Origin of the sequence: Zymobacter palmae (genome assembly GCF_003610015.1) — a bacterium.
In the GTDB taxonomy this organism is placed as follows: Bacteria; Pseudomonadota; Gammaproteobacteria; order Pseudomonadales; family Halomonadaceae; genus Zymobacter; species Zymobacter palmae.
The window spans coordinates 1,624,823-1,650,044 of sequence record NZ_AP018933.1; the positions used below are offsets into that span (position 1 = coordinate 1,624,823).

Consider the following 25,222-nt stretch of genomic DNA (forward strand, 5'->3'; position numbering starts at 1 on the left):
CCATTAGCGCGATGCGGCCAGAAACTGCTGCAATTCTGGTGTCTGTGGGTTATTCATTACCTCTTTAGCCGGCCCCTGCTCGTGGATGCGCCCTTGATGCATGAAGACCACCCGATCGCCCACTTCACGGGCAAAGCGCATTTCATGCGTTACCAGAATCAACGTCATGCCCTTTTGCGCCAGCGACTCCATGATATGCAGCACTTCAGTGACGGCCTCGGGATCAAGTGCTGAAGTCACCTCATCACACAGCAGCACCTTAGGCGACATCGCCAGCGCCCGGGCAATCGCCACGCGCTGCTGCTGGCCACCCGACAGCAGGCCCGGCCAAGTATCGAACTTCTCACTCAGACCAACCGATGCCAGCAATTGCCGCGCCAGTGGCTCGGTTTCCTGACGAGAGCGCCCTTGTACTACTTCCGGCGCCAGCATCACGTTCTCCCCAACGGTGTAGTGAGGAAACAGGTTGAAACTCTGAAAGATCATGCCCACGTTTTCGCTGAGCTGGCGTGGCGTCATACGCTCTGCATCAAGGCGCTGACCGTTCACTTCGATATTGCCACTGTCGTGTAACTCCAGCTGGTTCAGGCAGCGCAGCAACGTGCTCTTGCCCGACCCACTGCGCCCGATGATCGACACCACCTCACCTTCCTCGATGCGCAGATCGACCCCTTTAAGGACTTCGTTTTCTCCATAAGCCTTGTATAAGGCATCAACGCGAACCATTAACATCGAGGCGCTCCTCTAGGTGACGTGCATAGCGCGAAAGCGGATAGCAGAGGCAGAAATAACCAAGCGCCAGCAGCCCGAACAGGGTCAGCGGCTGCAGCGTGGCGTTGTTGATGATGGACGCAATACGGGTCATTTCAGCCACGCCGATGGCAGACGCCAGCGCCGTATTCTTGATGACCTGAACGGCCAGCCCTACGGTCGGGGCAATTGCATGACGAAACGCTTGGCGCACGATGATGTAGCGCACCGTTTGTGCGCGCGTCATGCCAAGAACGCGTGCCGCGTGCCACTGCCCTTTAGAAATGGCGCGAAACGCCGCCCACCAGATATCCGCTAGAAAGGCCCCAGTGAACAGCGTCAACCCCACCGACGCCGCCACCAGCGGCGACAGATTGATCTGCCAAACAGACAGACCGAAAAAAATCAGGAACAGCTGCATCAGCAGTGGCGTCCCTTGGAAGAACGCGATATAGCCTGAGATCAGCCGATTTACCCAGCGCATGCCGCTCAGCCTTCCCCACACGCACAGCACCGTTACGGCGCCACCGCCGACAAAGGCAATCAGCGACAGCAACACGGTCCAGCGCAGCCCCATCAGCAGGTCACGCACGATGTCCCACAGTGTGAACGTCGCCATCAGCGTTCTCCTTCCTTGAAACCAAACCAGCGCCGATCCAGCCAGTTGAATCCCTGCCGCATCAACAGCGCCAGTCCCAGGTAACAGGCCGAGGCCACCAGATAGGCTTCCATGCTGCGGAAGTTGCGCGACTGAATGAAGCTGGCCGCCGACGTCAGCTCTTCGACGGAAATCTGCGAAATAACCGCCGACCCCAGCATCACAATGATGCACTGCCCAGAAAGCGCCGAAAAAACACGGCTCATCGCAGGAGTAAGAATGACGTAGCGGTACACCTGATAGGGCGACATCCCTAGTGCACGAGCGGCTTCGCGCTGCCCGCGTGGGATGGAAGCGATGCCGGAACGAATGATTTCCGTAGCGTAGGCCGCCAAGTTCAGCGTCATGGCCACCACCGCGCAGACCGCCGCCGGCAGATGGATGCCGGTCGCCGAAATACCGAAGTAGATGAACAGCAGCTGTACCAAAAACGGCGTATTGCGTATCAGTTCGATGTAACCCTGAATGCACTGACGTACCGCACGCGGCGACTGCACACGCCACCACGCCAGCACCATGGACAGCGCCAGTCCCAGCAGAATTGCGATCGCCGTCAGCCACAGCGTTGTCAGCAGCCCGTGGGCTAGCAAGGAGGCATAAGGCCACAAGGCCTGAAAATCCAGCATGAGTTCGACCTCGTCAGGGGGCTATGAGCGTATGAGAAGGCTGCATGTCCGCAGGCAAGCCGACACCGAACCAACGGTGCGACATCGCTTCGAACGTGCCATCGTTGAGGCCAGCTTCGATAGCCGCATTGACACGTTCACGCAGAACGGGAGCATCCTTACGCAGCCCAACGGCACACGGCGAGTTCTTGAGCAGCAACACGGGGTGAGGTACACGGGCTCCACCCTGCTGTACCAGCGATGCGGCTATGGGCGTGCCCGTAGCGATGTAGTCCACTTGGCCTGACGTGAACGCCGCCAGCGTGGTGACGTTATCTTCGTAGCGCTTGATCACCGTCGTCGCGGGCGCCATGGTGCTGAGCTGCAGCTCCTCAAGCGACCCGCGCGTCGCGCCGATGGTCTTGCCCGCCAGCGCATCGGCCGATGCCCACATTCCTTCATCACGCGCAGAGAACACACCGTAGAAGAACGGCGCATAGGGAACGGAAAAGTCGATGGTACGTGCACGCTCGGCGGTGCGTCCCAATGATGAGATCACCAGATCGACGCGCCCGCTGACCAGATAGGCCACACGGTTGGCACTGGTCACCGGCACGAGCTCCAGCGACAGCCCCAGCCGATTAGCCAAATAGTGGGCCGTGTCGATGTCGTAACCAATAGGCGTGAGATCCGGCGCGATCGTGCCAAAAGGGGGGTAGTCCAGCGGCACAGCGACACGAATAACACCTCTACGCTGGATGTCGGCCAGATCGGCGGCACATGCCTGCGATGACGTTATTGACGCCACCGCCATAGCACACACCCCCGCCACCGCCCAAAGAAGGCGCCAGAACGCCGCGTATTGCCTTATCCGCATGAGGATCCCTCGCATCCGCCTGTTTCACATCACGTGATGTGCCATAGCATGAAGCAAGGAACATGCCAGAATGGTGCAGCCGCCCAAGGAAAGCGGCCTCAAGCCATTCTCTGCCTATAGCGACCTTCCTATCGGTCCCCCAAGTGGTCACTTTGCCTGACGATGGTGCACCGCTTGACATCGAAAAATTGATACATTATAACATAACAACATTGATACCTGACCCGACACCGATATGCAGGCCAGCCCCATTCATCGAGGAAACCGCCATGAAACCCGGCATTCACCCGACCTACCGCACTGTCGTTTTTCACGACACTACCGCCGACGCCTACTTTGTGATCCGTTCGACGATTGAGACCAAGGACTCCATCGAGTGGGAAGACGGCAACACCTACCCACTGGTACGCCTCGACGTGTCTTCGGCCTCACACCCGTTCTATACCGGTCAGCAGCGCACCATCAACTCCGAAGGTCGCGCAGCGCGCTTCCAGCGCCGCTTCGGTGACATCAAGGCTCTGCACTAAGAGGCTGTTTCAAAACCCCAACATCAGCTTCTTAAAACAGATCATGGCACATCGCAGCAACGTGAAGGCGCAGTAAATATCGAGTCGGCGTTCGTACCGAACGGCTAGCCGTTTAGCGTGATTGAGCCATGCAAAAGTGCGTTCTACCACCCAGCGGTGCCTGCCTAGCCTCGTACTACTGTCCTTGCCGCGGCGCGCTATCCGCGGACTGATACCTCGAACAACACAGGCTTCTCGACAACGCTCGTAGTCATAGGCTTTGTCAGCGTGCAGTTTGTTCGGGCGATGCCGAGGGCGGCCGCGAGTGCCTTGCAGCTTAGGTATCGCTTCCAGTAACGCCGTCAGCGGAACGCTATCGTGCATGTTCGCACCAGAAAAAAGCACTACCAACGGTACGCCATTGCCATCCGTCAGCAGATGACGCTTGCATCCCAAACGTCCTCTATCGGTGGGATTAGGGCCTACGGCAGATCCCCCTTTTTCGCCTTTACGGATGAGCCATCCACGCAGGCGCGTTCCCAGTCGATGCGATCTGCCAGATGCAGGCGGTGTAACAGCTCATGATGGAGTTGTTGCCAAACGCCAGCCTCATGCCACTTTTTCAGCCGTCGCCAACAGGTGGGGCCGGAGCCAAACCCTAGAGAAGTAGGCAGATGTCGCCAAGGAATCCCTGTCATCAGTACGAACAAGATGCCAGACAGCGCTTGTCGGTCAGATACACGAGGCCTTCCTCCGCGAGGGTCTGGCGTGTGCTCGGGGAGAAGAGGTTGGATGATATACCAGAGTTCGTCAGGAAGTAGTGAAGTAGCCATGCAGTGAGACTTTTAGGCAACATGATTTTTTTCAAGGGGTTTTGAAACACTCTCTAAGTCACGGTTGCGGTTATCGACGGCCCATCCGCACAGGGGTCATCGCCTTTATCTGTCAGGAGATCCGTTCATGCAGTATCTCTCTTCGCTGAAATCGGCCAAAAAGCGCCATCCCGACTGCCAGATCGTTAGACGCCGCGGTCGCGTCTTCGTGATTTGCAAAAGCAACCCACGCTTCAAGGCGGTGCAAGGGCGCTCACACGCTCATCGCTAGTGCCGCTGCACCATCACCCTTCTTTCCTGCAGTACTGCTGTACCTTTATGACATATGACGAGATTCACCGCTATAAAGCAGGCCACGCTCTATAGCGGTGTTTTTTCATCCATTTCTCAGTCGCTTAAGCGCTCCAGAGAACCAGAAGTGCTTCGGTGTCGGCGTCAACGCCTCGACTCTGGAAGACGTTGCGTTAACAACACCAAAGGGCACGTGCACGGAAGGCACGACCTCACTGGCGGCCTTGAGATGCACGGGTTGATCGTCGAAAAATATATGCGGCTTCATCACCTCAAGCACCGCCTTCTTCTCGATTCCTCCCAGAAAAAACGCTTCGTTAGCCATAACACCCCAGCTTTTCAGCGACTGAAGCGCTCGTTCATGCGACGGTGCATTGCGCGCCGTCACGATTGATACCCGAATCCGGTTCTGATAGCCCGGATGCTGCTTCTTGTACGCTTCTTCAATCGCCTGAATACGGGAAATTTTGACGACGAAATCCTGCAAAGGACCGGGGCTGTGAGGATGAGCCACGTTCTTCACCTCATGTTCATGAAATGCGTTCAGCCCCGAAGCCTGCATCACCGACTCCGATTCATCGTTGGCCAAAACGCCATCAAAGTCGAAGGCAATGCGCAGCGTCTCATCATCGTCATCCGCAAACTTCGAATTCAGCACCTGCCCTGCGGGATGTCCTTGCTCAATGGCATGCCGAACATCCTTTTCGTTAGCGGACAAAAACAGCGAAATATTGAGTGCAGGGATATAAGCACAGGGTGATTTTCCCTGCATGAAGATGGCACGTGTAATACCAAGCCCATGGTGCTCAATGGTCTTCATTACCCTTGCCCCGGTATCCGGATCATTTCTCGACAAGAGAATGACTTCCACCAACGGATCACCGGGGTTGCTTGCAATATGGTTAATGGATAACAAGCGTCGAATAAAAGGAAACGCCATTCCCGGCGCTAGGGGGTCATTGAGATGGTCTTGCTGAAACTTGCGATAAGCTTCTTCACCGCGGTCTTTAAATACAGCATCGGACTCTGTCAGATCAAATACAGCACTTGAGGCCACCCCAACGACCAGCTTGTTCTTCAAATCATACGGCATCGTTATTTTCCCTACTCTTATTTGCTTGATTCCCTGCCCGCAGACTACCATGTCACCGTTATCACTTACTTGATAATACCACTCTATAATAATTTTATTTTTTGTGAATAGGGATAGACTCATTGAACACGCCCATTTATTTCTATCGTGCCAATGATGAGTACGGCATATTTTCAAACTTTCACCGTTATGGCTTTTGGGAAGGCAAAACGCGCTGGCGGACAGTCGAACACTATTTCCAGGCACAAAAGTTTCTTGATCCGGCTATCCAGCGACAGATTCAACGCTGCTTCAAGGCAAGTGAAGCAGCAGAAATCGGCCGCAACCGCAAGCTGCCGCTGAGAAAGGACTGGGAAAGCATCAAGAATGAAGTGATGCGCCATGCTGTGCTGCAAAAGTTCTCGCAGCATGAAGAAGCCAGCGCGCTGCTGCTCAGCACGGGAGATCGTCTGCTGATAGAGCACACGTCCAAAGATGCCTATTGGGGAGATGGTGGTGATGGCTCTGGCAAAAACATGCTCGGCACGATTCTTATGGAAGTGCGCGAACACCTGCGAACAGAACGGATGTGATTCAGTGCCGAAGATCGGTGGCATTGCACAACCGTTCTTCGGCACGAAGGCGCTACGCTTATGCCTCGACTACCTTGGACCATTTGTCTACGGGTGCCGTATAGCCTTTCAGACGCGCGACGATTTCATCGGGATCATCCGATACGATCAGCGTTTCAAGGTACTGCGGCTTCATAAACCCCTTGTCGACCACCTTCTGCAGGAACGCAATCAGCGGGTCAAAAAAGCCTCCCGTATTGAAGAACACACACGGCTTGGCATGCAGACCGATCTGGCTCCACGTCCACTGTTCGAAGATCTCCTCAAGCGTACCCACACCACCGGGCAACGCGATGAACGCATCCGAACGCTGGGCCATGGCCAGCTTACGCTGATGCATGTCATCCGTCACAACCAGCTCGGTCAGCCCAGTGTACGCCAGCTCATGATCAACCAAGTGCCGAGGGATGATTCCGGTGACTGACGCGCCATGCTTCAGACCTTCGTCAGCAACAACCCCCATCAGTCCAACTTTGCCTCCCCCATACACGAATGAGCACTCATGCTGTGCCAGTGTCTCGATGAGCGCGGCAATATCGCGCTGATAGAGGGGATCATTACCCGGAGCGGAACCGCAAAAAAAACAGATCGCCGACATGACGCCTCCCAGACAGGCATGTGGAAAAACACAGGTATGAGTCTAATGTAAAAGCACAGCCACTCTTCGACAAGCCTCTTTTGTCGGCTCAACAGGCTCTGCGACAACCTGAAACACCCAAAGGCTGCCGACCTTTGCTCAAGCCATACAAACATACTCTTCAGGCAACCCTGCACTGCCCGGTATGAAAAACCGCCTAGCACACAACAACGGTTTCATGGCCTACCTGCCAAGTAGCTGGCCTCACTTGGGCACTCCATCACAAACACCCGATAGCTTTTGTTACTCAACGCTCGCCATGGAAAGTCGCTGCCGCGTGTATGACGCCATCACGCAATAAACTCACCGCACCGATACCAAGCCGCTCTATTGCTCAATCACTTAAAGGCTGTTTCATAACCTGAGTAATTGTTTTTTCCCTTTCTAAAATAGACGGCGTTTACCGCAGATTTGTGGTTTGAGGTCCCTTCGACGACACGGGGATTGGAGGTATGACACATGCTCTTACCTTCATTGCCTAACGACCGCCGTGAACAACCATTTCACACGGTTTGATCATACGATGCCGCCCTCCACACGCGGGCTAAATGGCGGCGTGCGCTAGGCGCTTCTCCATCCGCCATGCGGCCCCCCCATCTTCATATACTTCATCTTCCCAGCTGTAGCGATGATAATCGCATCGCTGGTAAAGACGCAGTGCGGCATGATTATCGACGTGAACATCAAGCCATAGCGTATCAGCCCCCGCAGCAATGGCCCGCGCCTCGCAGGCCGCCAGCAGTCGCAGGGCCTGTCCATGGCGCCGCACCTGGGGGTGAACGCATAGCGAATGCAGCAGTGCACGGCGGCTGTGGGTTCGCAGCAGCACCATGGCATAACCTTGCAAGCGTTCATCATCATGTGCCGCTTGGGGGTCTTCCAGCACCAGCGTGACAGCATGTGCCTGTGTGAGCAGATAGCGCCAACGGCGGCGCGAAAAGCGATCCGAATCGAAGCAGTCGAACTCCAGTTCTTCCAAAGCATCCAGATCAGTCAGCACCGCGGGGCGCAGTGCCAGTACATCCGAAGCAGATGACATCACGTGCCCCCCTATGACACAACGCTGAAGTCAACGTGGTAGCCAGCGTACTTGCGCAGGTTGATGACCCCGTTATCGAGGATCAGGTACTGCCCTTTCAGCCCCATCAACTGCCCTTCAACGATGGGCTGTCGATCAAGATTGAAAGACTTCACCTTCGCAGGATAGGCCTGCACAGGGTAATGAAAACGGCGCGGCACATCACTTCGCACACGAATAGCATCGGCCCCCCACCGGGCACGCAACGCATCCAATTGCGGTTCGAACTGCGCAAGCACACGGGTACGCAAAGCCGCCATATCCAGTTCAGCAGCTTCGCCTTTAAGCATGGCCTGCCACGAGGTGCGATCACTGATCTCTGAACGCAACGTATCTTCGACCCAACCCGACTGTAGACGACTATCAACGTCCAGAATAGGCACCGCTTGGGTGGCACCTTGATCCAGCCAGCGTGTCGGTAGCTGAGACGGTTTGGTGATCCCGACCTTCAACGCCGAGCTATTGGCCAGATACACCAGATGAGGTGCCATGCAATGCTGCTCACCCCATGCCGGCTCACGGCACGTTCCCTGCGCATAGTGGCAACGTTCAGGACTCATAATGCAGGTATCGCAGCTGGCCAGCCGCTTAAAGCAGGGATAACAGTGCCCTTGGGCAAAGCTCTTGTTGGTAGAGCGCTGGCAGTGCACGCAACGAATAGCACCCGTCCAAACCAAGCGGACCGTTCGACCTACCGCACCGTTGAGCGGCAGTGCACTGTCATCCAGTCTGAGCGCATAGTGTGCCTTGCCCTCCTCATCAGCCGTAATGGCCATCTTGCGCAATGCGCCTTCCATTTGCATACCCACACCGCCACGCGAAAAGATAAAGATAACCGCTCGTAATGAAGGCCTATAATAGCAGTTCAGGCACAGCGCCAGAACGTTACCCACCATAAACGCCGCCCATCTCCTAATGGGTATCCGGTAGATCATGCTGCTTGATGAGCGTTGCTTAGCCCAACAATTTGCTTGACCTAACAAAAAGCCCCCCACATCAGTGGAGGGCTTTTCGACAAAGCATGTCAGCAGGAGTTAGTGCATCGCACGCCGCCGATCCGTAAATCTATGCCACAACGCCGACATCAGTGCCGTAGCGCAGCCGGCGAACAGTCCACCAAAGTGGGCAGCATTAGCCATGTTGCTGACCATCTCAACGTTATGACTCAACCCCATCGTATTAACCACCCCCCACAGCGCCCACAGCACCGCCATGAACAGCAGCCAGCCAGGCATCACCGGTATGCGCCGACGCCCCGTGAGCTGTTCGACCCACAGATACCCCATGACAGCATACACAACGCCGGACATTCCCCCGAAGGCAGGTCCCGCGTAGAGAAGCTGCGCCAGATTAGACAAGATGCCCCACAGCAGAACCAGCCCGGCCCAGTAGACAGAACCTTCATCTCGCTCAATGTGACGACCAAAGACCCATAACCACAGCATGTTGAATACGAGATGAGCCAAGCTGAAATGAATGAAGATGGGCGTGACCAGACGCCACCACTCCTGCGCCTGCAAAACAGCGGCCAGAGCCGCATGCATATGAAGCGTGTCCTCCACACTGGGCCAAGCATTGGGCGACAAAATGGACAGAGCGTAGTACACCGCATTGCCGTTTACCGCCGCCAGCAGGAAGATGACCACGCATGCCAGCAACAGCACCATGGTCACCGGCTGGTGATGCAAGGCCCGTTTGAGGCTTCGCCACTGTCCTCTATCTACCAGCCCTTTGGCGGAAGACATCGACGATAGCGGCGGTAATTCGTTGCGCCGCCAGCGCTCCACCAGCACATTGGCCGGGCCTTGCTGTGCATCATTGATCAGGATGATGAGCTGAGCGCCGTCCTGCTGACGATAGTAATGGCTAATGTGTTCGTGCCAGAGCCACTGACGCAGCGTTGCCAGCTCCTCTTCGGCAGAAAATCGATAGACCGTCGACATAGGCGCGAAGCTCCTGGTTGGCGGTGAATCCAGACCATTCCAGGTATGGCGAACACCGGGATACATTCATTAAGCGAGATCGTTAGCCGACTGCCATACTAGACGGTCCGCCGACAGTGCCTGCTCGCCATCATAACGATATGCCACAAGATGACCACCCTTGACGGCACTGTAATCCAGACAGGCAACATTAGGGGTCAGCAACGAGGGATGACCATTGCGCCAGTAGTGGCCGAAAAACAAAGGGGGCTGATCCGGCGGATAGTACACCAACTGGTTCAGTTCGCGCTCCTGCAAGGGCCGCTCTTCGATGCAGTGCGGCAAAGGGTCCGGCTGAAAGACCACATCGCCATACACGTGAGGCTGTGCATGCCAGAAACTGGTACGGAACGCCTTGCGTTGAATGCCATCGCGCCCGTGAATGCACAGGTTACCAGGCAAGTTCAACTGCGGACCGCGCGTGGCTCGATCCACCAGATCGAAAAAGAACGACTGAGGATCAAGCGAACGCTGAAGCTGCTCGGGCGTCAGGCGCCCGTCCGGTTGACGCTCCAAGAAGGGGCGCATCAATCGTTCATCCCAGCACGCATGAACAGCACGCATACCAGCCATCTCAAGACACAATGGCAGCTGTGCGAACCAATCCAGCGCGCTATCCCACTCCTTTTGGTAGCGGGCATATTGCTCCAGCGTCTCCTTGAGCACCTGCCGCTGGCGCGAGTGACGCTGTCGAACTTCAAGCCGGCAGGCGCGCAGCGCATTGATCTCGTGATTACCCAGGATCGCGTACGCCGCGCCCCCTTCGACCATACGGCGCACCATCGCCACAGCCTCACGTATCTGTGGTCCGCGGTCGATGATGTCGCCCAGAAAGACAACCTTGCGCGTCGGGTGGCGCAATACACCTGCTGCATCAGGACGATATCCCAGCCGATCCAGCAAAGCCTCTAGTAAGGCAGCACAGCCATGTGCATCGCCGATAAGATCCAATGACGACGTTTCGAACATGCGTATAGGCATGCCGATATTACCAGATCGGTCTGACATGAAGGCTACCTAAGGTCATGGACACTCCTGAGTCGAGCTGCTCCAGCCGAGCTTGCTACGACAGCTATCGAAATAATCGTGCGATTGAGGGTGCAGCAACACCAAACGCTGCGGCTTGCGGATGATATCGATCCTATCGCCCGGCTGCAGAACCAACCGAGTCTGACCATCACAGCTCAACTGTGGAGCAGGATCAGGCCCGTGCTCGATACGCAGTGACACCTTGCTGGCCGCTCCAATCACGAGAGGACGATTCGACAGCACATGAGGAAACATCGGCACCAATACCATTGCCTCCAGCGACGGATGCAACATTGGCCCGCCCGCTGACAGCGCATAGGCCGTGGAACCTGTCGGCGTTGCCACAATCAGGCCATCTGCCCGCTGGCGATACACGAACTGATCATCAATGAACAGCGTGAATTCCACCATTCGAGCCACCTGCCCCGAATGCAGCACGACATCATTGAGCGCATGCGCACAGGACACGACACGGCCTTCACGCATGATAAACGCATCCAGCAGAAAGCGGTGCTCCGCCACATACGTACCGGACAAGATCTCTTCTAGGCGCAACTCAAGGTCAGCGGTTGAAATATCGGTCAGAAAACCGACACGACCGCGATTGATACCCAGCACGGGCGTACCGGTCAAACATAGCGTGCGAGCAGCGCCCAGCATACTGCCATCGCCACCGATAACGATCACCATGTCACACCGCCGCCCGAGCGTCTCGAGGGCCGCTCTCGGCAGGCGCGAGACATCACAGCCATCACTGATACAGCCGATTTCGGCAGCAAGAATGCGTTCGTCCAATATGATATCGATCTCGTGGCGAGAAAGAATATCCAGCACCTGCCCCAGCGTTTCATCGGAATGATGGCTGCCTGGGCGCATGACAAGTCCAACGGTCTTGAAATGAGGCATTATTCAAATCCATTTCAGAAAGCCTAGCATGGGCATACGCCACGCAGACCATGACAGCAACGCAATGCATTGCGACGGTTCCTCACGCCATAGTGCAATATCATACGCATTTCACGCCCATATCTCACGACACAGACATTCGGATTTTGCGATAAGCGATACACATGGCCCCGAGCACTCTTCTTTTCTTTCATGAAACCCAAAGATGCTCCTGCTGCGCTGCCTTGGCTTAAAGCCAAAATGCCTTTTGTTAAGTGGTATGAGCCAAGCGCTAAAGCACATCATGTAGCCCCCACACATTGCTTATCAAGGCATGCACATAGCGCATGCTCGTTGCGAGCCTGTCAGCATACCGTCTCTCACTACAAGACAGCGGTGGTAGTCGAATCGCATACAAGCAATCGAGCAAACAGAGAAAAATCTCATGCACTAATTCAGCGCACATCCATGCCCGGGGTATCGCAGTACAAGCGTATACTTTTAATATGACGTCAGAAAATAAAACTTATATAAAGATGAAGCAATACCAGCGTCACCCTGTACTTTATTACAGCCAATATAATGAATAAGGCTTCTCACCTGCTCGCTTCCAGAGCAACATATGCTCCTAAACTGTCAATGCACTTCCACCGCAAAAAGAGGGAGACTCTTTACTAGGAATCTAGCAGGCAAACAAGCAATGCCATTTTAGCGATGAATGCTTAATAATGACACACAAAAATAATCTAATAAACAACCCTACGCTGTGAGATTAGACATTAGTTTTATGCTATTAAAAGAGCTTTTTAGAGACTGTTTCATAACCTGAGCGATTACTTTTTCCCTTCTAAAATAGACATCTTTTACCGCAATTTTCTGGTTTGAATTTCCTTCAATGACATGGGTATTGGGGTTATGAAACACGCCCTTAGCAAAAATTCATTAAAAGTAAATTCCAAAAATTATAATACAAATAAATATTCAAACAACATAGGCGCCAATGAATATTTATCAATTATAAAATCTTAAAACTCAAAAATCACACTGTATATTAATTGATAAGCATAAATAGTTTTGGACAAATTAAATCAAGAGTATATTTCATAACCTCAATATCTCTGCCATTGATAGAGGTTCAATTCAAAAAAGCGCAGAAAAACCGTTTGTCCTAGCAAGGGCAAAATCACCACTCAGATTATGAAACGACCTATAAAGATAGTTTAAAAAATAACAAATACAGCGGATTATTTCTCAAACTAAAATTCACATTACTTCCAGACAATAAGATATTAAAAATAAACATCATGAACACTAATATAAAACATATCATTTCTATGCCAGTCTAAAAAACAGACACATTATTGTTATTTCGCGATAACAATAATATTTTTAACACACAACAAGATAACCAGTCGAAAAATAACTGCTTTGACTAATTAAAAATAAGAATCCATAAATATACATATTATATATTAGGCGATAAGCCAGCCTACCCAATAGATCAGGCATCAGGCATCAGGCATCAGGCATCAGGCATCAGGCATCAGGCATCAGGCATCAGGCATCAGGCATCAGGCATCAGGCATCAGGCATCAGGCATCAGGCATCAGGCATCAGGCATCAGGCATCAGGCATCAGGCATCAGGCATCAGGCATCAGGCATCAGGCATCAGGCAAATCTGAAAACTCTCACACCTTCAATTCAAGTCATTTATGATATTTTCATATTTATTTATATATTTAAAAACCCTGCACACTTGCTATAAGTAGCCATGCTAAAAATAAGACTATTATACTCAATAGGCCGCTAGCGAGAAGAGTGCCTATGCAATAACTATAAACGGGTCCCCCTCCTATGAAAAAAATCATCATCAGGCATCTACGATATGTATAGCTAGCGCTTCAAGGTTGCATCTACCTATAAAAATGAAGGCCAAGTACGAGACTTAGCCTTCATCTTCTATGCACAGCATTCACGCGTCATTGCAGCGCAAATTTGGATAATGTTAGCGGTTACGAGTGACCAAGCTAACGATCCACTGCAGAATCACAGCACCGATGATGGCCGTGATCAGTGAGCCGAAGAAGCTACCACTGTGGGGGTCGACCGGCAGAATCCAGCCACCGAACCAACCACCGACAACACCAACGATGATGTTACCGAACAGCCCGAAGCCTTCTCCACGCATCAGCTTGCCTGAGATGAGACCGGCAAGACCACCGACGATCAGCCACAGAATCCAACCTAGTCCAGACATGATAGACCTCCTGTCATTCATGAGAGTGTTATTGCTCAGACAAGGGCATGAGCATCCAGCCCTTCCCTTGCTCACCAGAATAGCAGTAGCTGCCGGGATTATTCCAGCTCTCATTCCAAGGCAGACACAAAAATGCACGACTGATGCCTATAGCAAAGTAACGGTGCACATTAGATATCCAAACTTGTCTATGTGTCTATGCAAGGCCTACTGATTTTCAGAAAAGGACGGCTCTTCTCCTGTTTATATATTTTTTTGCACAGATAGGAGAATCTACCACATTAAAATAGCAGAATAGCTAACAATGACATACAGCATATAGATGCTGTAAGTTAAAGCACACTATTAAAATGAAAATAGGATGGTTACATTCAATCCCCAATATTATTTATCGCTTTCTACCATATGGAACATATGCCTTAACAATATGATTCTGTGAGGTAAAATATAGATTAGCTTTCCCGTGGCATACGGAATGGAGAGATGAGAGAAGGAGTGGCATAAAATCGGCAAGGATCTTATCTTTCACATATAAAAAGGCAGAACACTCGAAAGTGTTCTGCCTTTAAAAATATGGTCGGAGCGACAGGATTCGAACCTGCGACCTCTGCAACCCCATTGCAGCGCGCTACCAAGCTGCGCCACGCTCCGAAATACAACAGAGAGGACTCCCTGAGTACGGAACGTACTATACACCACTGTTCCTGCAAAAGAAAGCCCTAAAGTTGTGCTTCTACTTGGCCTGCCCCAGCAATGCTGCATGCTGCTTGCGACTAGGGGCAGAAGAACCAAAGTAGAAGCCAACAATCGCCATCACAACGGACTGCAGGAAACCGAGCACATAGAAACGCATGCTATCATTGATGGTCGCCGCCCCATGCAGCAACATGACGCCGATCATAGCAAAGCATGACAGGAAAACGATAACAGCAAACCAGTTCGCGAAATCGCCCTTTCCCTTATGTAAAGCTTCTATCTGCATGTCACGCGCCGAAGCAACATCTGAGCGACCGGCATCCGAATTATCCTTTGGCTCTGTCACTTGGTCCAGCTTAGCCGCTATGTCATATGCCTTAAGTTTTTGAACGGCAGCAACCATATCCGCATCCAATGCCTTACAGATAGCGTCTGGCTCAGGAGATACCCCAAGCACGGTGGCGACCACAAAGGCCACCATGGCAGCTCGCTTTCCCTCTAACAAAGCGGCAACATCCGGCAAATCACCCTCTAGGCGGCAAGCAATATCTTTATAGTCCATCATCTTATCCTTTAAGAAAAATTATTATAGATAAGAGTGGCATATGCACTCCATAATATGAACAGCCTAAAGGTGTGGCATGAAACTACAGAAATAATAAATGCCCTAATCAAAAAATGAAGGATGAAGTGATAAATTTCTCGTTGCACCATACATAATATAGATGATTAGGTGTCCCCCTTTGCGCTCACCCAACCCACACTTAATTAACGGGTTATGCATTATGGAGTGCAATTCAAAAAAAGGCCAAGCCCCCTAAAATACAAGGCTTGACCTCTACTATATCTACTACATTAAGGATGACCGTGGTACCCGCCCGGGCCACCGCCACCGTGATGAGGGCCACCATCAGGAGGAGGTCCCATCCACCAAGGGCATCCAGAAAGGGTCAGTACCGTAGCGATACCTCCCAGCAACATAGCGAATTTCTTCATAGTGGCTCCTTTATCCCATGACAGTCATCAGGAATGTCTGATCTTCATTCTACGCCCAAACAGCATAGTGATCGCCCCCGGACCATGCTAAATAAAATGAAAAAAATCTAGAATATGCACGTATTGCAAGAGCGGAATCCGCAATTCTTACCTATTCACCATGAGTCTACTGGCATACAAAAAATATTCGGGAGCATAAGTTAATTATCCATAACCATGCGGGAGATAAATAATCATTCCACGTTACTGGCTATAACTGGTGGTTACAATAAAACCATCCACGCAATAAATTACAGCTCAAGCATATTTAACATCAGAAATGTTTTAAAAGTAAGGAGATGAAGAAGTGCCTTGCTGCCAATTGCTTTTATCATGTTGACCTTCTACCTTTATCAACGTCGCATGACGCATTATACTCTCGACAGGATTTACCATTATCAAACAGGGAAGAAAGAAGATGACACTCGCACTTGCCGCCTACTATGAAAAGCGCGCAGAAATCGAGCGCTTGCAGGCGGAACTTGAGCAAATTGAGCAGAATCCAGCCATTGCTCTCGATCAAGAGTTTGCCACACGCCTGCACGCATTGGTGAAAGAGTACGATCAAGATATTGAAAGCGTTATCAGAATGGTAATGCCAGGAGATATCAGTTCGCTTGTTGCCGACTATACAGCGTCGACCCGTCGTCGCCCAGTCAAGTCGTATTTGAACCCTTATACGCAAGAACGTATCGAAACCCGAGGTGCTAACCACCGCACCTTGAAAGAATGGAAAGCTCAGTATGGAGCCAATGTCGTTGAGACTTGGCGCTACTGACCAACGATTCCCTCCGCAAGCCCATACACCATATCTGAACATACCCTAAAGCACGCCATGCCACACAACAAAAATAGAGGCATGGCAGTTGTTCTCTTCCGTGACATCGCAATACATAGATCACTGCGTATTTTAGTCAGTTTCCTTTGTTATAGCCAAAAGCAGACAAGCCGATACATAGAGGGGCAAGGTTGATCTAAAATAATGCTTAATGGAACACCATGGAAATTTACACAGAGATACGCCACGAGCACCGTCGACTCATCAAGGGCACCCTTCCGCCCCAAGAAGCAGACCAGTACATTGATGGAAGCATCACGCATGCTGCTGGTGCATACCTATCTGCAGCGACGACCAGCTTTTACCCATTAGAACTACGCGAAATCTTGCAGAGAGATGCTAAAGAACTATGGCCGTGGAACGAAGACGGCTGGCATCCCTCAACAAGCCCACGCCGCAACCTGATCAGAGCAGCTGCCTACATCGTTGCAGAGATAGAGCGACTGGAACGTGATGCCTGAATGAAGACTACCGCCGCATTTTAGTGCGGCTGTTTAACACTCCTGACCAAACAGTTATTAATTTCGTAACCAAATACGATCGCCAAGCTATAACGATCTGCACATAGCAAAAAGCATTATATCTGCCACACAAAAGCAGCTTCCTGTTTTCACACCTACTATCTTTACATTTGCTCTCTTTAAATATCATATTGATCAATCTATCAATATGATATTCAGCAGATTGTCTATATTTTGCAAAATTAGATAATTTTTTGTGGCTTAAAATGCCAAGCAGAGAGGACTAAGGGTTAACTTTTATTGATGTAATCATCATGTTGCGCTGAAAGTATAAAAGAAGAGCTAAAAGGCGTGCGAGTTACTTAAGCTGCATCTTAACGAGATTCGGGTATGCATCAACCAATATCATAAAAAATCAGTGCAGAATCATAGCGCCTAGTGAATGCTTTCTAAAAAGCCGACAGTCAGCCGATCACCATCGGTGGCACTGAAAAAATGTCGAAGCCCCGAAGAACAACTGTCGACCCACAGCAGCTGATCAAGCGCTTTGGCTCAGAGACTATACGTCTTGATGTTCGCGGCATCGCCCGAACAGTTGTTAGAGGAGCACACAACAGCTCAAAAATGGGCATAAAAGACTGCTGAAGAATTCATGCTATAGATAAAATGAATGCGCGAAATAGGTCAAAGTGATGTCGATGCAGAATGTAGGATAGACAAGCGGACAACCTTCACACAGCGCGCCGGGGGCGATGCGTTACTGGGGTGCCTGCCGTTTTCGGTGGCAGGGCCTTAGGTTGCGCTGCTCCCCTTCTTCTCTTGGCTCTGGCCGCTCATCTGTGCTTCTTAGCGACGAGGGCAGGCGCGGCCGTTATCACCCGCCTTCAGCCTTAGCCTGCTGCCTTGGCCCCTCCCCCCCAAAGCCCCCAAAGCAAATACCCCCGACCATTGCTGGCCGGGGGTATTTAGTAAAGATGCTTGACGATGACCTACTCTCACATGGGGAAGCCCCACACTACCATCGGCGCTGAGCGGTTTCACTTCTGAGTTCGGCATGGGATCAGGTGGTACCCGCTCGCTATGGTCGTCAAGCGTATTCGGTTCGGTCTCGATGCCTAGGGCACCGCGACCTAAATCTGTAAATCATGCTGGGCCGAGATCGTCTCGTCGCGTATCCGTTGTTTTCGGATCGTGTCCATAACCCTTTGGGGTTATATGGTCAAGCCTCACGGACCATTAGTACACGTTAGCTCAACGCATTGACTGCGCTTCCACACCGTGCCTATCAACCTCGTAGTCTTCGAGGGTCCTTTAGGGGGCTCAAGGCCCCAGGGAAGTCTCATCTTGAAGGGGGCTTCCCGCTTAGATGCTTTCAGCGGTTATCCCGTCCGAACATAGCTACCCGGCAATGCCACTGGCGTGACAACCGGAACACCAGAGGTTCGTCCACTCCGGTCCTCTCGTACTAGGAGCAGCTCTTCTCAAACTTCCAACGCCCACGGCAGATAGGGACCGAACTGTCTCACGACGTTCTAAACCCAGCTCGCGTACCACTTTAAATGGCGAACAGCCATACCCTTGGGACCGACTTCAGCCCCAGGATGTGATGAGCCGACATCGAGGTGCCAAACACCGCCGTCGATGTGAACTCTTGGGCGGTATCAGCCTGTTATCCCCGGAGTACCTTTTATCCGTTGAGCGATGGCCCTTCCATACAGAACCACCGGATCACTAGAACCTACTTTCGTACCTGCTCGACGTGTCTGTCTCGCAGTCAAGCACCCTTATGCTCTTGCACTCACTGCACGGTTTCCAACCGTACTGAGGGTACCTTCGTGCTCCTCCGTTACTCTTTGGGAGGAGACCGCCCCAGTCAAACTACCCACCACACACTGTCCTTCTACCGGATAACGGTAGCAAGTTAGAACGCCAATGATGTCAGGCTGGTATTTCAAGGTTGGCTCCACTGCAACTGGCGTCACAGTTTCAAAGCCTCCCAGCTATCCTACACAGACAACATCAGCATCCAGTGTGAAGCTATAGTAAAGGTTCACGGGGTCTTTCCGTCTAGCCGCGGGAACACTGCATCTTCACAGCGATTTCAATTTCACTGAGTCTCGGGTGGAGACAGTGTGGCCATCATTACGCCATTCGTGCAGGTCGGAACTTACCCGACAAGGAATTTCGCTACCTTAGGACCGTTATAGTTACGGCCGCCGTTTACCGGGGCTTCGATCAGGAGCTTCGGACGAGTCCTAACACCATCAATTAACCTTCCGGCACCGGGCAGGCGTCACACCCTATACGTCCGCTCACGCGTTAGCAGAGTGCTGTGTTTTTAATAAACAGTTGCAGCCACCTGGTATCTTCGACCGGTTGGGGCTCTGAGAGCGAGTCTCTTCACCTTACGCCGGCGCACCTTCTCCCGAAGTTACGGTGCCATTTTGCCTAGTTCCTTCACCCGAGTTCTCTCAAGCGCCTTGGTATTCTCTACCTGACCACCTGTGTCGGTTTGGGGTACGGTCACACAGTACCTGAAGCTTAGAGGTTTTTCCTGGAAGCGTGGCATCAATGACTTCCTGAGTCCGAGGAATCAGTTCGTCTCGTATCTCGACTTTAAGCAAGCGGATTTGCCTACTTGCTCAGCCTACATACTTTCACCAGGACAACCGTCGCCTGGCTCACCTAGCCTTCTCCGTCACCCCATCGCAGTACTGTCTGGTACAGGAATATTAACCTGTTTCCCATCGACTACGCCTTTCGGCCTCGCCTTAGGGGCCGACTCACTCTGCTCCGATTAACGTCGAACAGAAAACCTTGGTCTTCCGGCGAGGGAGGTTTTCACTCCCTTTATCGTTACTCATGTCAGCATTCGCACTTGTGATACCTCCAGCATGCCTTACAGCACACCTTCGCAGGCTTACACAACGCTCCTCTACCGCTCAACACTTAAGTGTTGAACCCGTAGCTTCGGTACTTGGTTTGAGCCCCGTTACATCTTCCGCGCAGGCCGACTCGACTAGTGAGCTATTACGCTTTCTTTAAAGGGTGGCTGCTTCTAAGCCAACCTCCTAGCTGTCTGAGCCTTCCCACATCGTTTCCCACTTAACCAAGATTTTGGGACCTTAGCTGACGGTCTGGGTTGTTTCCCTTTTCACGACGGACGTTAGCACCCGCCGTGTGTCTCCCATGCTGCACTCACCGGTATTCGGAGTTTGCCTCGGGTTGGTAAGTCGGGATGACCCCCTAGCCGAAACAGTGCTCTACCCCCGGCGGTGATACATGAGGCGCTACCTAAATAGCTTTCGAGGAGAACCAGCTATCTCCGAGCTTGATTAGCCTTTCACTCCGATCCACAAGTCATCCGAATCTTTTTCAACAGATCCCGGTTCGGTCCTCCAGTTGATGTTACTCAACCTTCAACCTGCTCATGGATAGATCGCCCGGTTTCGGGTCTATTCCCAGCAACTATGTCGCCCATTTAAGACTCGGTTTCCCTACGCCTCCCCTATACGGTTAAGCTCGCTACTGAGAATAAGTCGCTGACCCATTATACAAAAGGTACGCAGTCACAGAACAAGTCTGCTCCCACTGCTTGTACGCACACGGTTTCAGGATCTATTTCACTCCCCTCACTGGGGTTCTTTTCGCCTTTCCCTCACGGTACTGGTTCACTATCGGTCAGCCAGGAGTATTTAGCCTTGGAGGATGGTCCCCCCATGTTCAGTCAAAGTTTCACGTGCTCCGACCTACTCGATTTCACCTTAATTGCATTTTCGCGTACGGGGCTATCACCCACTATGGCGTGCATTTCCAAACACTTCCGCTAATACAACTAAGACTTAAGGGCTAGTCCCCGGTCGCTCGCCGCTACTGGGGGAATCTCGGTTGATTTCTTTTCCTCGGGGTACTTAGATGTTTCAGTTCTCCCGGTTTGCCTCCATACCCTATGTATTCAGGTAAGGATACCCGTCTTATGACGGGTGGGTTTCCCCATTCAGAGATCACCGGATCAAAGGTCATTTGCCACCTCCCCGATGCTTATCGCAGGCTATCACGTCTTTCATCGCCTCTGGCTGCCTAGGCATCCACCGTGTGCGCTTAATCGCTTGACCATATAACCCGAAAGAGTCATAGATCACGATTCAAACGAAAACAATTTTCGCCGGATACGCTTGAGACGTATCTCATTTGCCAATGTCACGGCCTATCGGATGCTACTTCCGAGGAAGTAAAATCTGACGGCGTTCCATTGGACTTGGCATCAGCATGATTTACATTGTTAAAGAGCAATACTGCGAGCAAGAAGCTTACAGTCAGGAAACAACATGCATCACATGATGTGGTATTGATTATTACACTCTCTAATAATCAATCATCAGGCAATGAAGATTGGTTCGTGACTAGAAGCTAGATCACTAAACTAAGTACTGGGTAACCGGCCATCAAGACAGTCAGATGGTGGAGCCAAGGAGGATCGAACTCCTGACCTCCTGCGTGCAAGGCAGGCGCTCTCCCAGCTGAGCTATGGCCCCATATAATAATGGTGGGTCTGGGCAGACTCGAACTGCCGACCTCACCCTTATCAGGGGTGCGCTCTAACCAACTGAGCTACAGACCCGGCAACTGCTTGCGCACGGCCAGGGAATATCCCCTGCAGTACTTCGCTCTATCAAGATCAGGCAATTTGTTGTGGGTACTTAAGATCACGAGGTGATCATTTTACGTTTAAGGAGGTGATCCAGCCGCAGGTTCCCCTACGGCTACCTTGTTACGACTTCACCCCAGTCATGAACCACACCGTGGTAACCGTTTTCCCGAAGGTTAAACTAGCCACTTCTGGTGCAATCCACTCCCATGGTGTGACGGGCGGTGTGTACAAGGCCCGGGAACGTATTCACCGCGACATTCTGATTCGCGATTACTAGCGATTCCGACTTCACGGAGTCGAGTTGCAGACTCCGATCCGGACTGAGGCGAGCTTTCTGGGATTAGCTTCACGTCGCCGCTTCGCAACCCTCTGTACTCGCCATTGTAGCACGTGTGTAGCCCTACTCGTAAGGGCCATGATGACTTGACGTCGTCCCCACCTTCCTCCGGTTTGTCACCGGCAGTCTCCTTAGAGTTCCCGACCGAATCGCTGGCAAATAAGGATAGGGGTTGCGCTCGTTACGGGACTTAACCCAACATTTCACAACACGAGCTGACGACAGCCATGCAGCACCTGTCTCAGAGTTCCCGAAGGCACCCATCCATCTCTGGAAAGTTCTCTGGATGTCAAGAGTAGGTAAGGTTCTTCGCGTTGCATCGAATTAAACCACATGCTCCACCGCTTGTGCGGGCCCCCGTCAATTCATTTGAGTTTTAGTCTTGCGACCGTACTCCCCAGGCGGTCAACTTAGTGCGTTAGCTGCGCCACTAAATCCTCAAGGGATCCAACGGCTAGTTGACATCGTTTACGGCGTGGACTACCAGGGTATCTAATCCTGTTTGCTACCCACGCTTTCGCGCCTCAGCGTCAGTGTCAGTCCAGAAGGCCGCCTTCGCCACTGGTATTCCTCCAGATCTCTACGCATTTCACCGCTACACCTGGAATTCTACCTTCCTCTCCTGCACTCAAGTCTGCCAGTTCCAAATGCTGTTCCCAGGTTAAGCCCGGGGCTTTCACATCTGGCTTAACAGACCGCCTACGCGCCCTTTACGCCCAGTAATTCCGATTAACGCTCGCACCCTCCGTATTACCGCGGCTGCTGGCACGGAGTTAGCCGGTGCTTCTTCTGTGGGTGATGTCCTTCCTGAAACGTATTAGGTCTCAGGCTTTCTTCCCCACTGAAAGTGCTTTACAACCCTAAGGCCTTCTTCACACACGCGGCATGGCTGGATCAGGCTTTCGCCCATTGTCCAATATTCCCCACTGCTGCCTCCCGTAGGAGTCTGGGCCGTGTCTCAGTCCCAGTGTGGCTGATCATCCTCTCAGACCAGCTATGGATCGTTGCCTTGGTGAGCCATTACCTCACCAACTAGCTAATCCAACATGGGCTCATCCGATAGCGAAAGGTCCGAAGATCCCCTCCTTTCTCCCGTAGGACGTATGCGGTATTAGCGTGCGTTTCCACACGTTATCCCCCACTATCGGGCAGATTCCCATGCATTACTCACCCGTCCGCCGCTCGCCACCAGGAAGCAAGCTTCCCGTGCTGCCGCTCGACTTGCATGTGTTAGGCCTGCCGCCAGCGTTCAATCTGAGCCATGATCAAACTCTTCAGTTTAAATCTTTCATTGGCCATTAGGTGACCAATCCGGCTCGAGTATCGAAACAACTCATTGAATCGATGAGTTACTTGATGCTCGAAATGATGATTCACTTCGAAAACCTCAAGCACCCACACAAATTGCCTGATCATCTTGTTAAAGAGCGTCTTGCGAGCGGCGTTTGCTGCTCAGCAAGTGGAAACACATTCTACATTTTCTGAAGATTTTGTCAACCGCCGATTTGGCGATCGTTTCAGGAGACGATACGACCATCTCAACTGAAACCTCTTCAAAAAAAGCGAAGACCTATAAGAGGTTAGCTTCCGTGCCACCCGGCGTTTGCCCTGGCAGCGAGGGCGTACTCTACAGAGATCACTGGGGGTTGGCAAGGGCTTTTGCCGATAAAGATACATTTATGCGCACCTTCCTGATGCGGATATGCGATTGCATTCTCAATCAGGCTAAAAACCAAAGGACATTATCCGCTATCAAGAAGAGATTTCTTAGCGGGTTAACTCTTCTTCCTGTTCTTATGAAGCTATTACTGAATTCACTCAACACAGCGAGGGGGTCAAGACTAGAAAGACAGGGCATGCCTCTTTTTGCTTTATCCGTAAAGCGGCCAATGCCTTGGGCGCATCACATGCATCAACGCACCGTATTGGGAATACATTTTTGTCGGACAGCAAAAGCACATTACCCACTCTCTACTCCAGCCAGAACGCTAAGCGATACAGAGCAACGCATGTAAGAGCTGCCAATGACTGATACATCCTATACCTAGGGTGAGTGGTGAGTGGTGAGTGGTGAGTGGTGAGTGGTGAGTGGTGAGTGGTGAGTGGTGAGTGGTGAGTGGTGAGTGGTGAGTGGTGAGTGGTGAGTGGTGAGTGGTGAGTGGTGAGTGGTGAGTGGTGTAAAGAGCCTATCGCCATAGGCGACAAGGGCAAGGATTTCTCCTTGCCCTTGGGAAGCACTAACCTTCAACAATTACCACTGCAGACCTGATTTTAGGGTATTCAGGCCCACCTGACGGCGTGCGTACTGCTGACCCTGGAAGGATGCCGGATCATAGGGGTTATTGGCATTCTGGTAAACAACCAACACTTTATTGTCGCGAGTTGCAACGACCTGACCACTCGGCATTTCTGTGCCCACTTCGGACATCAGGCGGTCGTAAGTGGCTTTGTCATAGGTCGCCAGTGCCAGCAGCGGTTTGGACTGGTTGCCATTGTCAATTTCAAGGTAGCTGAAAACAACGACGTTTTCAGCGTCCAGCAGTGCTTTGCCCTGCCAAACGTTTGTATCTTGTGGCTGGACACGGGTGTTCCAGCTGGTCGGGTAGGTCAGCGTGTACTGCTCAGCATCGTTGTGATACGCCTGCTGAGCGGGTGCAGCAATGGCAGACTGGCCTTGCTGGGCGGTTTTTTCTTGCTTGGACTGACCTGCACAGCCGCTGATGACCGCTACGGAAGCGAAAGCGGCGATGGCCAGTCGCATGGGAGTAACGCGCATTGAAAATCTCCTGATGCTAGTTGGTTAAAAGGCCGTCATGACGATCAGACCTCTGCGTTCTGCAGACGGCACGAAGGCGCAATCCACAAAATACCGACATAAATACGTCGATATTCAGGCATTTTCCACGGTCGACATGATATTGCAAACGCATTGCAACTCTTGCTGATGAATATAGGTCACTATTTCTACGTTAGCCATGTGTATCCTTACTTCTCAGCCAGCCTGAGGCGTGGCTTCAGGCGATGCTCCGTTTCCAATGCTCGTTTTCCATCCATTTATCATGGAATTAACGCATCGCTCGGCCGAAGCACCCTCGCGGCCTTGGATACGTC

Annotated in this window: 22 protein-coding genes, 3 tRNA genes and 3 rRNA genes; 6 read left to right on the forward strand and 22 right to left on the reverse strand. The window is 52.0% G+C overall.

The genetic code is table 11. From position 1 onward, the window contains the following. Positions 1 to 3: 3 nt before the first annotated feature. From ZBT109_RS07290 to ZBT109_RS07305, 4 genes are read right to left on the reverse strand one after another with little or no spacing between them, the layout of a single operon-like run. Entirely contained in the window at positions 4 to 732 is a 729-nt protein-coding gene (locus ZBT109_RS07290; RefSeq protein ID WP_027705829.1) for an amino acid ABC transporter ATP-binding protein, read from the reverse strand. Continuing rightward, positions 713 to 1,369, reverse strand: a complete 657-nt coding sequence (locus tag ZBT109_RS07295; protein WP_038278949.1) for an amino acid ABC transporter permease — start codon at positions 1,367 to 1,369, stop codon at positions 713 to 715. The genes ZBT109_RS07290 and ZBT109_RS07295 overlap by 20 nt, the downstream gene beginning before the upstream one ends. Beyond that, positions 1,369 to 2,034 carry an amino acid ABC transporter permease gene (locus tag ZBT109_RS07300; protein WP_027705831.1) on the reverse strand — a complete coding sequence of 222 codons (666 nt, stop codon included), beginning with the start codon at positions 2,032 to 2,034 and terminating at the stop codon, positions 1,369 to 1,371. Before ZBT109_RS07300 ends, ZBT109_RS07295 begins: the two co-directional genes overlap by 1 nt. 13 nt (positions 2,035 to 2,047) lie before the next feature. Further along, positions 2,048 to 2,827, reverse strand: a complete 780-nt coding sequence (locus tag ZBT109_RS07305; RefSeq protein WP_197714323.1) for a transporter substrate-binding domain-containing protein — start codon at positions 2,825 to 2,827, stop codon at positions 2,048 to 2,050. Positions 2,828 to 3,159: 332 nt separating this feature from the next. On the opposite strand from ZBT109_RS07305, the gene ZBT109_RS07310 reads away from it, so the two are divergent. Then, the gene (locus tag ZBT109_RS07310; RefSeq protein WP_027705833.1) at positions 3,160 to 3,417 is read left to right on the forward strand and encodes a type B 50S ribosomal protein L31; all 258 of its coding nucleotides are present in this window, start codon (positions 3,160 to 3,162) and stop codon (positions 3,415 to 3,417) included. 9 nt (positions 3,418 to 3,426) lie between these two features. On the opposite strand, the gene ZBT109_RS07315 is transcribed toward ZBT109_RS07310, so the two are convergent. Next, positions 3,427 to 4,229 (reverse strand): IS5 family transposase gene (locus ZBT109_RS07315; RefSeq protein ID WP_120185348.1). Its coding sequence is split into 2 segments (ribosomal slippage): positions 3,427 to 3,899 and positions 3,899 to 4,229, totalling 804 coding nucleotides; the frame shifts between segments, so codons are not numbered across the junction. A gap of 127 nt (positions 4,230 to 4,356) precedes the next feature. On the opposite strand from ZBT109_RS07315, the gene ykgO reads away from it, so the two are divergent. Then, entirely contained in the window at positions 4,357 to 4,500 is a 144-nt protein-coding gene (gene ykgO / locus ZBT109_RS07320; RefSeq protein WP_027705582.1) for a type B 50S ribosomal protein L36, read from the forward strand. Positions 4,501 to 4,605: 105 nt separating this feature from the next. On the opposite strand, the gene ZBT109_RS07325 is transcribed toward ykgO, so the two are convergent. Then, the gene (locus ZBT109_RS07325) at positions 4,606 to 5,736 is read right to left on the reverse strand and encodes a 5'-nucleotidase (protein WP_232012824.1); all 1,131 of its coding nucleotides are present in this window, start codon (positions 5,734 to 5,736) and stop codon (positions 4,606 to 4,608) included. On the opposite strand from ZBT109_RS07325, the gene ZBT109_RS07330 reads away from it, so the two are divergent. Further along, positions 5,736 to 6,185 (forward strand): NADAR family protein, encoded by a 450-nt coding sequence (locus ZBT109_RS07330; protein ID WP_027705583.1) that lies wholly within the window; start codon positions 5,736 to 5,738, stop codon positions 6,183 to 6,185. The two genes, ZBT109_RS07325 and ZBT109_RS07330, sit on opposite strands and share 1 nt — an antisense overlap. Positions 6,186 to 6,243: 58 nt before the next feature. On the opposite strand, the gene ZBT109_RS07335 is transcribed toward ZBT109_RS07330, so the two are convergent. The 10 genes from ZBT109_RS07335 to ZBT109_RS13830 form a co-directional block, all read right to left on the reverse strand. Continuing rightward, positions 6,244 to 6,822 carry an LOG family protein gene (locus ZBT109_RS07335; RefSeq protein WP_027705584.1) on the reverse strand — a complete coding sequence of 193 codons (579 nt, stop codon included), beginning with the start codon at positions 6,820 to 6,822 and terminating at the stop codon, positions 6,244 to 6,246. A gap of 583 nt (positions 6,823 to 7,405) precedes the next feature. Continuing rightward, positions 7,406 to 7,900: a GNAT family N-acetyltransferase gene (locus ZBT109_RS07340; RefSeq protein ID WP_038278731.1), complete on the reverse strand. Its 495-nt coding sequence runs from the start codon at positions 7,898 to 7,900 to the stop codon at positions 7,406 to 7,408. A gap of 11 nt (positions 7,901 to 7,911) precedes the next feature. Continuing rightward, positions 7,912 to 8,835 (reverse strand): DUF2797 domain-containing protein, encoded by a 924-nt coding sequence (locus ZBT109_RS07345; protein WP_232012825.1) that lies wholly within the window; start codon positions 8,833 to 8,835, stop codon positions 7,912 to 7,914. Positions 8,836 to 8,973: 138 nt separating this feature from the next. Further along, positions 8,974 to 9,882 (reverse strand): rhomboid family intramembrane serine protease, encoded by a 909-nt coding sequence (locus tag ZBT109_RS07350; protein ID WP_027705587.1) that lies wholly within the window; start codon positions 9,880 to 9,882, stop codon positions 8,974 to 8,976. A 69-nt stretch (positions 9,883 to 9,951) separates the two neighbouring features. Next, entirely contained in the window at positions 9,952 to 10,929 is a 978-nt protein-coding gene (locus ZBT109_RS07355; protein WP_232012826.1) for a metallophosphoesterase, read from the reverse strand. 15 nt (positions 10,930 to 10,944) lie between these two features. After that, a complete protein-coding gene (locus ZBT109_RS07360) occupies positions 10,945 to 11,856 on the reverse strand; it encodes an NAD(+) kinase (RefSeq protein ID WP_027705589.1) in 912 nt (303 codons plus the stop codon). 1,985 nt (positions 11,857 to 13,841) lie between these two features. Continuing rightward, entirely contained in the window at positions 13,842 to 14,093 is a 252-nt protein-coding gene (locus tag ZBT109_RS07365) for a GlsB/YeaQ/YmgE family stress response membrane protein (RefSeq protein WP_038278733.1), read from the reverse strand. A 574-nt stretch (positions 14,094 to 14,667) separates the two neighbouring features. Continuing rightward, positions 14,668 to 14,744, reverse strand: a tRNA-Pro gene (locus ZBT109_RS07370). Between the two features lie 82 nt (positions 14,745 to 14,826). Then, positions 14,827 to 15,354 (reverse strand): hypothetical protein, encoded by a 528-nt coding sequence (locus ZBT109_RS07375; protein ID WP_145984501.1) that lies wholly within the window; start codon positions 15,352 to 15,354, stop codon positions 14,827 to 14,829. 290 nt (positions 15,355 to 15,644) lie between these two features. After that, a complete protein-coding gene (locus ZBT109_RS13830) occupies positions 15,645 to 15,785 on the reverse strand; it encodes a hypothetical protein (RefSeq protein ID WP_169734013.1) in 141 nt (46 codons plus the stop codon). 457 nt (positions 15,786 to 16,242) lie between these two features. Between ZBT109_RS13830 and ZBT109_RS07380 the strand changes: the two genes are divergently transcribed. Next, the gene (locus ZBT109_RS07380; protein WP_027705592.1) at positions 16,243 to 16,602 is read left to right on the forward strand and encodes a histone-like nucleoid-structuring protein, MvaT/MvaU family; all 360 of its coding nucleotides are present in this window, start codon (positions 16,243 to 16,245) and stop codon (positions 16,600 to 16,602) included. A 221-nt stretch (positions 16,603 to 16,823) separates the two neighbouring features. Then, positions 16,824 to 17,123 carry a hypothetical protein gene (locus tag ZBT109_RS07385; RefSeq protein ID WP_027705593.1) on the forward strand — a complete coding sequence of 100 codons (300 nt, stop codon included), beginning with the start codon at positions 16,824 to 16,826 and terminating at the stop codon, positions 17,121 to 17,123. A gap of 976 nt (positions 17,124 to 18,099) precedes the next feature. Here the strand turns inward: ZBT109_RS07385 and rrf are convergent. The 5 genes from rrf to ZBT109_RS07410 all read right to left on the reverse strand — a co-directional run bounded on the left by rrf (position 18,100) and on the right by ZBT109_RS07410 (position 23,392). Continuing rightward, positions 18,100 to 18,215: ribosomal RNA gene (rrf, locus tag ZBT109_RS07390) — 5S ribosomal RNA — on the reverse strand. A gap of 123 nt (positions 18,216 to 18,338) precedes the next feature. Next, positions 18,339 to 21,238: ribosomal RNA gene (locus ZBT109_RS07395) — 23S ribosomal RNA — on the reverse strand. A 344-nt stretch (positions 21,239 to 21,582) separates the two neighbouring features. After that, positions 21,583 to 21,658: transfer RNA gene (locus ZBT109_RS07400), tRNA-Ala, on the reverse strand. Between the two features lie 9 nt (positions 21,659 to 21,667). Further along, a tRNA-Ile gene (locus ZBT109_RS07405) sits at positions 21,668 to 21,744 on the reverse strand. A 108-nt stretch (positions 21,745 to 21,852) separates the two neighbouring features. Further along, positions 21,853 to 23,392: ribosomal RNA gene (locus tag ZBT109_RS07410) — 16S ribosomal RNA — on the reverse strand. Together the 16S, 23S and 5S rRNA genes with 2 tRNA genes alongside form the textbook arrangement of a ribosomal RNA operon. Positions 23,393 to 23,556: 164 nt before the next feature. Here ZBT109_RS07410 and ZBT109_RS13835 point away from each other — a divergent pair. Then, complete coding sequence (locus ZBT109_RS13835) at positions 23,557 to 24,126, forward strand: hypothetical protein (RefSeq protein ID WP_156934062.1); 570 nt, start codon at positions 23,557 to 23,559, stop codon at positions 24,124 to 24,126. A gap of 236 nt (positions 24,127 to 24,362) precedes the next feature. On the opposite strand, the gene ZBT109_RS07420 is transcribed toward ZBT109_RS13835, so the two are convergent. Next, positions 24,363 to 24,887: a hypothetical protein gene (locus ZBT109_RS07420; protein ID WP_027706320.1), complete on the reverse strand. Its 525-nt coding sequence runs from the start codon at positions 24,885 to 24,887 to the stop codon at positions 24,363 to 24,365. Between the last annotated feature and the right edge of the window lie 335 nt (positions 24,888 to 25,222).

What these genes read in the sequence shown, in the direction of transcription:
- ZBT109_RS07290 (WP_027705829.1), bottom strand. Translation starts at nt 732, where the DNA reads ATGTTAATGGTTCGCGTTGATGCCTTATACAAGGCTTATGGAGAAAAC.
- ZBT109_RS07295 (WP_038278949.1), bottom strand. Translation starts at nt 1,369, where the DNA reads ATGGCGACGTTCACACTGTGGGACATCGTGCGTGACCTGCTGATGGGG.
- ZBT109_RS07300 (WP_027705831.1), bottom strand. Translation starts at nt 2,034, where the DNA reads ATGCTGGATTTTCAGGCCTTGTGGCCTTATGCCTCCTTGCTAGCCCAC.
- ZBT109_RS07305 (WP_197714323.1), bottom strand. Translation starts at nt 2,827, where the DNA reads ATGGCGGTGGCGTCAATAACGTCATCGCAGGCATGTGCCGCCGATCTG.
- ZBT109_RS07310 (WP_027705833.1), top strand. Translation starts at nt 3,160, where the DNA reads ATGAAACCCGGCATTCACCCGACCTACCGCACTGTCGTTTTTCACGAC.
- ykgO (WP_027705582.1), top strand. Translation starts at nt 4,357, where the DNA reads ATGCAGTATCTCTCTTCGCTGAAATCGGCCAAAAAGCGCCATCCCGAC.
- ZBT109_RS07325 (WP_232012824.1), bottom strand. Translation starts at nt 5,736, where the DNA reads ATGAGTCTATCCCTATTCACAAAAAATAAAATTATTATAGAGTGGTAT.
- ZBT109_RS07335 (WP_027705584.1), bottom strand. Translation starts at nt 6,822, where the DNA reads ATGTCGGCGATCTGTTTTTTTTGCGGTTCCGCTCCGGGTAATGATCCC.
- ZBT109_RS07340 (WP_038278731.1), bottom strand. Translation starts at nt 7,900, where the DNA reads ATGTCATCTGCTTCGGATGTACTGGCACTGCGCCCCGCGGTGCTGACT.
- ZBT109_RS07345 (WP_232012825.1), bottom strand. Translation starts at nt 8,835, where the DNA reads ATGGTGGGTAACGTTCTGGCGCTGTGCCTGAACTGCTATTATAGGCCT.
- ZBT109_RS07350 (WP_027705587.1), bottom strand. Translation starts at nt 9,882, where the DNA reads ATGTCGACGGTCTATCGATTTTCTGCCGAAGAGGAGCTGGCAACGCTG.
- ZBT109_RS07355 (WP_232012826.1), bottom strand. Translation starts at nt 10,929, where the DNA reads ATGTCAGACCGATCTGGTAATATCGGCATGCCTATACGCATGTTCGAA.
- ZBT109_RS07360 (WP_027705589.1), bottom strand. Translation starts at nt 11,856, where the DNA reads ATGCCTCATTTCAAGACCGTTGGACTTGTCATGCGCCCAGGCAGCCAT.
- ZBT109_RS07365 (WP_038278733.1), bottom strand. Translation starts at nt 14,093, where the DNA reads ATGTCTGGACTAGGTTGGATTCTGTGGCTGATCGTCGGTGGTCTTGCC.
- ZBT109_RS07375 (WP_145984501.1), bottom strand. Translation starts at nt 15,354, where the DNA reads ATGATGGACTATAAAGATATTGCTTGCCGCCTAGAGGGTGATTTGCCG.
- ZBT109_RS13830 (WP_169734013.1), bottom strand. Translation starts at nt 15,785, where the DNA reads ATGAAGAAATTCGCTATGTTGCTGGGAGGTATCGCTACGGTACTGACC.
- ZBT109_RS07380 (WP_027705592.1), top strand. Translation starts at nt 16,243, where the DNA reads ATGACACTCGCACTTGCCGCCTACTATGAAAAGCGCGCAGAAATCGAG.
- ZBT109_RS07385 (WP_027705593.1), top strand. Translation starts at nt 16,824, where the DNA reads ATGGAAATTTACACAGAGATACGCCACGAGCACCGTCGACTCATCAAG.
- ZBT109_RS07420 (WP_027706320.1), bottom strand. Translation starts at nt 24,887, where the DNA reads ATGCGCGTTACTCCCATGCGACTGGCCATCGCCGCTTTCGCTTCCGTA.